6 protein-coding genes are annotated in these 7,245 nt (G+C 35.8%); 3 read left to right on the top strand and 3 right to left on the bottom strand.

Translation table 11 applies throughout. The annotated features are described in order from the left end of the window. Nucleotides 1-87 precede the first annotated feature (87 nt). The 3 genes from HGC4_RS04845 (at nucleotide 88) to HGC4_RS04835 (ending at nucleotide 2,712) form a co-directional block, all read left to right on the top strand. Nucleotides 88-675: a thymidine kinase gene (locus HGC4_RS04845; RefSeq protein ID WP_050709000.1), complete on the top strand. Its 588-nt coding sequence runs from the start codon at nucleotides 88-90 to the stop codon at nucleotides 673-675. Nucleotides 676-745: 70 nt separating this feature from the next. Next, nucleotides 746-2,134, top strand: a complete 1,389-nt coding sequence (mgtE, locus tag HGC4_RS04840) for a magnesium transporter (protein ID WP_050708999.1) — start codon at nucleotides 746-748, stop codon at nucleotides 2,132-2,134. Between the two features lie 41 nt (nucleotides 2,135-2,175). Then, entirely contained in the window at nucleotides 2,176-2,712 is a 537-nt protein-coding gene (locus HGC4_RS04835; RefSeq protein ID WP_050708998.1) for a DUF3806 domain-containing protein, read from the top strand. Between the two features lie 80 nt (nucleotides 2,713-2,792). On the opposite strand, the gene HGC4_RS04830 is transcribed toward HGC4_RS04835, so the two are convergent. The 3 genes from HGC4_RS04830 to HGC4_RS04820 all read right to left on the bottom strand — a co-directional run bounded on the left by HGC4_RS04830 (nucleotide 2,793) and on the right by HGC4_RS04820 (nucleotide 7,163). Continuing rightward, nucleotides 2,793-3,986: a pyridoxal phosphate-dependent aminotransferase gene (locus tag HGC4_RS04830; protein ID WP_050708997.1), complete on the bottom strand. Its 1,194-nt coding sequence runs from the start codon at nucleotides 3,984-3,986 to the stop codon at nucleotides 2,793-2,795. 126 nt (nucleotides 3,987-4,112) lie between these two features. Further along, nucleotides 4,113-5,330, bottom strand: a complete 1,218-nt coding sequence (locus HGC4_RS04825) for a bifunctional 3,4-dihydroxy-2-butanone-4-phosphate synthase/GTP cyclohydrolase II (protein ID WP_050708996.1) — start codon at nucleotides 5,328-5,330, stop codon at nucleotides 4,113-4,115. A 6-nt stretch (nucleotides 5,331-5,336) separates the two neighbouring features. Then, on the bottom strand, nucleotides 5,337-7,163 hold the full coding sequence (locus tag HGC4_RS04820) for an LptF/LptG family permease (RefSeq protein ID WP_082204073.1): 1,827 nt from the start codon (nucleotides 7,161-7,163) through the stop codon (nucleotides 5,337-5,339). Between the last annotated feature and the right edge of the window lie 82 nt (nucleotides 7,164-7,245).

The raw sequence follows: 7,245 nt of genomic DNA, 5'->3' as shown, positions 1-7,245 counted from the left end.
ATCTATCTTTGCACGGCTTAAAATATAGAGCCATCTTTGTAGGTGGAACTAATATCAATATCTAACCCTCTTATACTTTCTTTTTATATGATTTATACTGAAAATACAATACACGAAGCAACTAATAGAGGTAGTATAGAGGTTATATGCGGATCGATGTTCTCGGGTAAAACAGAAGAACTTTTACGCAGACTAAAAAGAGCAAAAATAGCTAAACAACAGATAGAAATATTTAAGCCTGCAATTGATACCCGTTATTCTGAAGTTGAGATCACATCACACGATAAAAACTCGATTCCGTCGACTGTAGTCGAACATTCGAGTAATATCCTTTTACTGGCATCCAACATAGAAGTTGTAGCCATTGATGAAGCTCAATTTTTCGATATGGGTTTAGTTGATGTATGTCAGCAATTAGCAGATCAAGGTATCAGAGTCATTATAGCCGGATTGGATATGGATTTTAAAAGGAATCCTTTTGGTCCAATGCCTAATTTATGTGCTATTGCCGATGATGTAGAAAAGGTACATGCCATATGCGTAGAATGTGGTAAATTAGCAAATTATTCGTTTCGACTTGTATCAACAAACGACAAGCAGGTGATGCTTGGAGAGTTAGAGGAATATAAGCCACTCTGCCGACAATGCTATACGCGGTTGAATGAGAAAAGATAGAGAGTGTTTATGAAAACTTTTTTTGAGAAAAAAGAGTTTTCCAGTATTTACTGATTAAAACTTCCTCAGTATGAGAAAAGATCTCAAACACATTGTTCATCACACCCAATTACTAATCAAATCGGGAGACAAGAAAAAGTTAAGAATATATCTTGACAGTCTTAATATCTCCATTATAGAAGATTTGATTGATGAACTTCCTGATTATGCTCCACTCATTATAGATACAATGAGTGCAAACAGAGCTATTAATGTTTTTAGAATTTTAGATGTTCCAACACAAGAACGAGTCATAAAGAAGCTACCAAAACTTAAGGTCTCGGAGATTATGAGAGGTCTGCCTCCAGATGACCAGACGGCATTTCTAGGAGAACTAAAAGACGAAGAACTATCTCTGCAATTACTATCTTTACTTTCACCGGAAGATAAAAAGGAAGTATCGACTCTATTAGCCTATCCAGAAGATAGTGTTGGTCGATTAATGACTCCCGACTATCTTGCTATTAATAAGAATTTCACTGTACAAGAAACACTAGATACAATCAGGCTCAGAGGTAAAAATTCGGAGACTATTGACGTTATATACGTATTAGACGATCATGGCGTTTTACTTGATGACCTTCGTATTCGCGATTTACTACTTGTTGATCCGCATACACCCATAGCTGACTTGATGGATGACAGACTTATATCTCTGAATGCAGAAGATCCACAAGAAGAAGCCATCAAAGTGTTCAAAATGAATAATAGAGTTGCTTTACCTGTTATAGCTCCAGATAAAACTTTATTGGGTATCGTTACTATTGATGATGTGCTATGGCTTGCTGATGAAGAATATTCAGAAGACATGCAACGATTTGGAGCGAGTGGAACTCTTGATGAACCCTATTTGGATGTTCCCCTCTATAAATTGGTTTGGAAACGTGCAGGTTGGCTTATAGTTTTATTTATAGGTGAATTATTGACTGCCTCAGTAATGCAATATTACGAAGACCAATTGGCAAAAGTAATAGTGCTGGCGATGTTTCTCCCTCTAATGATTTCCAGTGGTGGTAATAGTGGTTCACAGGCATCAACACTTATTATACAGGCAATGGCAGTTGGAGACGTACGCCTATCACATTGGTGGCGTGTATTCAGACGCGAAATTATCTCTGGCTTAAGTCTTGGTATTATACTTGGCGTTATTGGCTTCATACGTATTTATGTATGGCATTTCATATTCCCTCACTTATATGGTGATCATTGGATTATGGTAGCTAGCACAGTATCTTTATCTCTAGTAGGAATCGTTCTATGGGGATCGCTAATAGGTTCAATGCTCCCATTTATTTTGCGAAGATTAGGAGCCGATCCTGCTACATCCTCAGCCCCTTTTGTGGCAACAATTGTCGATGTTACAGGACTTATTATATATCTAACCATTGCCAGTATAATTTTCGGTTCAGTACTTAATTAAGATCACAAAATAGTTTTCTTAATAAGTAATTAAAATAAGATATGAGTAAAAAACAAGATAAGTCCGATGACGAAAACTTCGAACATAAATCGTTTGAAATCGAAGGACGCACAGTAGAATATAAAACAAAAATAGTTGATAAAGTTGAGCAAGATTTACTCAATCTTAGTGATACTGACAAAGAATTCATAGCATATAGTTTAGTTGATGCAGAGATTCTGCTTACACAACTTAGTGCCGATAAAAATTTGTCTAATTATTCCGCTCAAGATTTAGATGAGCTTATTTATTTATGGTTACACAGACGCACCAGCTTTAAATTGGTAACTGAAGAGGAGTTTGTTAATGCAATAGGGTCAGCATTTGGTAATTGCATGAATAGCGTGTATGGAACCAAATGGACTATTATCAGCGATGAGTATGGTAGTGATTTTGCCTGCGTTTCAGAAAGTCCTGTTTTTCAAACATTCCCTTTCAGCTCTATCTGGAAAGCTATAGAACAAAACAGAGAAGGCTCATTACAAGCTATAATGGATTTAATCCGCAAACATTTAGATGACGGTTCTTTTGGTAGCTAGTTAAGCTACTAATCAAAACTTAAATAAAAAAGGCTTTGTATCATCAGATACAAAGCCTTTTTCTATAATTGGACTCTTTCTTATTTTAATTTAGCTAAAGTTTCTTTTACTCGTTTCAAAGCCTCTACAAGCAATTCATCTGCGGTTGCATATGAAAAACGAATACAGTTAGGAGCACCAAAAGCCTGTCCTGCAACACAAGCAACATGACCTTCTTCTAATAAAAACATTGCTAAGTCGCCTGAGTTTTCGATCTTTCTACCATTAAATGATTTTCCGAAATAGAAAGAGCAATCAGGAAATACGTAAAAAGCTCCATCAGGTTTCTCTATTTTAAAACCTTCAATTTCCGATGTTAGCTTATAAACTAAATCGCGACGACGCTCAAATGCAACACGCATAGTCTCTACACAAGACTGATCGCCTGTATAAGCAGCTTCTGCGGCCTTTTGGGTGATAGAAGATGGACCCGAGGTAACTTGCCCTTGTAATTTATTACAAGCGTCTGCAATCCATTTAGGAGCAGCAATCCATCCCAAACGCCATCCGGTCATAGCATAGCCTTTAGAAACACCATTAATAATTACAACCCTATCTCTTACATTCTCAAATTGAGCAATACTTTCATGCTTACCTACATAATTAATATGCTCATATATTTCGTCAGCAAGAATGATAATATTCGGATGCTTTGCCAATACATTAGCTAACCCTTCTAGTTCTGCCTTAGAATATATGCTACCTGTAGGATTAGATGGTGAGCATAAGATTATAGCACGCGTTTTAGGAGTTATAGCATTTTCGAGCTGGGTAGCTGTTATCTTGAAATTTTGCTCTATACCCGCAGAAACAATTACACTTGTTCCTTCGGCTAATTTTACCATTTCTATATAGCTAACCCAATATGGAGCAGGAATTATAACTTCATCTCCAGCATTTACAACACTTAACAAGGCATTATAAACCGATTGTTTTGCACCATTTGAACAAACAATCTGCTCTGGTTGAAAAGTCAGGTTATTCTCTTTCTCTAATTTAGCACAAATAGCTTTACGTAAAGAAGGAAATCCGGTAACAGGACTATAGAATGAAAAATTACCATCTATCGCTTTTTTCGCTGCTTCCTTTATGTGATCCGGAGTATAAAAATCGGGCTCACCAACACTTAGATTAATAACATCAAAACCTTGAGCCTTCAATTCTGAGCTCTTTTGTGACATTGCCAATGTTTCGGATGCCGAAAGATTAGCGATACGATCTGCTACCTGTCCCATTTTAATTATTCTTCTTTATTTGTATTTTTCTAGTTTATATATCAAGTAATCCTAAATAATGTAGATTGCTATATTTTTCAGATTCTCTCTTAATTACTCTTTTCGAAGTAATAAGAGTTTATAACCTCAATCTAAATTATGTAAAATATGTCCCATTTTATCCTTCTTTGTCTTCATATAAGCTTCGTTATACTCATTAGGAGTAATTTCGATAGGCACATTTCCAACAACCTCTAATCCAAAAGACTCAAGACCTACTCGTTTTACAGGATTGTTAGTTAGTAAACGCATTTTTTTCACGTTCAAGTCACGAAGTATTGCAGCTCCCACACCATAATCGCGTTCGTCAGCTTGATAACCTAAATGTAAATTTGCATCTACAGTATCCAGACCTTCTTCTTGAAGTTTGTAGGCTTCAATCTTAGCCATCAGCCCAATACCCCTACCCTCTTGATTCAGATAAACGATTACTCCTTTACCTTCTTTTTGAATCATTTCCATTGATTTATGTAGTTGTTCGCCACATTCGCAACGTTTAGAGCCAAAAATATCTCCTGTCATACATGAAGAGTGAACTCTTACCAAAATAGGCTCATCAGCATCCCATGTACCCTTTATTAAAGCAATGTGCTCCAAACCATTCGATTTTTGTTTAAAAGGAATTAGATGAAAGTCTCCATGTTCTGTAGGCATATTCACTTCAGCACCTCTTTCAATCAATGATTCACGGCACAATCTGTACTTAACCAAATCTGCCACTGAAATTATTTTAAGACCAAAGTCTTTTGAGAATTTCATCAATTCTGGAAGGCGAGCCATTGCTCCATCTTCATTCTTTATTTCTATTAAAACACCTGCAGGATATAGTCCTGCCAGTTTTGCTAAATCTACAGCTGCTTCGGTGTGACCAATACGGCTCAAAACACCTTTATCTCTTGCACGTAAAGGAAATACGTGTCCAGGGCGTCCTAGATCTTCCGCTTTTGTTTCTGCTTTCGCAAGAGCTAAGATAGTCTGAGATCTATCGAATGAAGAAATACCTGTAGTACAACCATGTCCTAATAAATCTACTGATACAGTAAAAGGTGTGGCATGTACCGAAGTATTACTTGTAACCATCATTGGTAAATCCAACTCGTCGCATCTCTCACCAGTCAAAGGAACACAAAGAAGCCCCTTAGCATGAGTCTCCATAAAGTTCACCTTTTCAGGAGTAATTGCTTCTGCTGCAATAATTAGGTCACCTTCATTTTCACGGTCTTCGTCGTCAACCACAACTACGAAGTTCCCTTTTTTTATTTCTTCTATCGCTTCCTCGATAGTATCTAACTTTATCTCCAACATAATATCTTAAATATTTATTGTTATTTTTTGTTCTTGTTTTGATAGCAACAGCTTCTTCATTTTATTTCGTTGAGAAAAATACAAAACAAAATAAAATGGTATTCCTATCGTAAAATTCAAAATGATACCTGACATTTCGATCTTCTCTTTTAATCGAGAATAAAACTCTTGTCGAGTAAAAAATATCTCAATAAGTAAAAATAAATATAATATCCCACTTATCCATTGTAGAATTGAAAAGGTTGAACTAATAAAACCTTTTGTAACCATATGCACTGCCGATACTACTACAAAAACAGCAAAGGCCTTCAAGGCATCCTTTGCCCGCTTATTAAAGTTAGAGTAAAGTTCTTCAACAGTCATAAGACTGCGATCTCCAAAGACCTTCACATAATAGTTTCTATAAGCATCAGCATTAAACAATGCAGAGTCATTAATAGCTTTATAGGTTATAAATACACCTAGAGGGAATAAAATGAAAGAGCTCAGCCAGACACCTTGCCACACAGCCCAAACACCATCCCTTGCCATTTTATAGCCCAGATTATCTATTATATAATAGATTATAAATAAGATAACGGATACCACAACTGGCATTCCTAACCCTCCTTTCCTTATAATTGCACCCAATGGAGCCCCAATAAAAAAGAAGACCAAGCAGGCAAAAGATAACGTAAATTTACGCTGTAATTCTACATTATGTTGTCGTATCTTTTTTTGAGTATCGATCTTCGAAATCGAGCGAAACATAAAATCATTCTTATTAGCTTCGGCTCTAGACATCGCATCAGTATATACACTTGTCTTTTCGGAAGGAGAAAGAGAATTCATTACCGAATCAAGACTATATGCAAATGATGCATTATTTTCTTCTTTTATTTTAGTCGTATCCATCTGATAATTATTACGGTACGACAAATAAGTATAATTAAGCATAACCTTTCGGTCATTAATATTCAAACTATCTACTATTATTGAAAGAGAATCTATTGAAGCTCTCAACTGCGAAGCATTCTTTGCAATCTGAGTTCCATCCATCGATGACTCGTCCATTCTGTTGAAATTTGCATCGAAAGGAATAATAACCTGCCTTTCTTTAAAATTCTCGCGGCTGTATGGCACAAATTTATCATTTCGAGCAGCCGAAGCATTATCTAAACCTGACTGTTTGAAATTAGAAAATTGCTGTCCATAAAACAGATTCAATTGCAAATAGTCTTTATTAGAAGACATTTTCATTTTAGCTGAATCGCAAACAATTACAGCCATATTATCGAAACCTTTGGATACATCATAGATCATTACATCACGTAATGTACCTGTTTCTTTATCTTTAGTTTTTACAAAAATATTGTAATTCTCTATTCCTGAGTAAAAAGAGCCTTCGGGAATATCTAATTCGGGAGATTTCTGTCTTACCGAAATCATTAATGACCGAAGCTTCACATTAATCTTAGGAATGACATTATTCTGAAAAAAGAAAGCACCTACACAAATCAATACCATAAGTATTATTAGTGGGCGCATAGCTTTAAGTAAAGATATACCTGCAGCTTTAATAGCTAATAGCTCGTAACGCTCTCCCAAATTACCAAAGGTCATCAAAGAGGCCAGCAATATTGCTAAAGGCAATGCCATTGGCACTAACGATAGTGCAGCATATGTAAACAATTCGGCAAGCACATGAGTTTCGAGTCCTTTACCGACCATATCCTCAACATACTTCCAAAGAAATTGCATTAATATAATAAACAAAGAAATGGCAAATGTCATGAAAAACACTGGCACAAATGTCTGTAATATATATACGTATAGTCGTTTTACACCCAACATCAAACTTGATCTTATTTATAAGACAAAGTTAGTAAAAAAAGCTGCTAAAAAACAGAAAAGAGATAGTATAAACTATCTCTTT

This window comes from Dysgonomonas sp. HGC4 (assembly GCF_001261715.1).
Lineage (GTDB): Bacteria > Bacteroidota > Bacteroidia > Bacteroidales > Dysgonomonadaceae > Dysgonomonas_A.
Note: the sequence above shows the minus strand (reverse complement) of the source record. Positions and strands in the feature narration are given on the sequence as shown.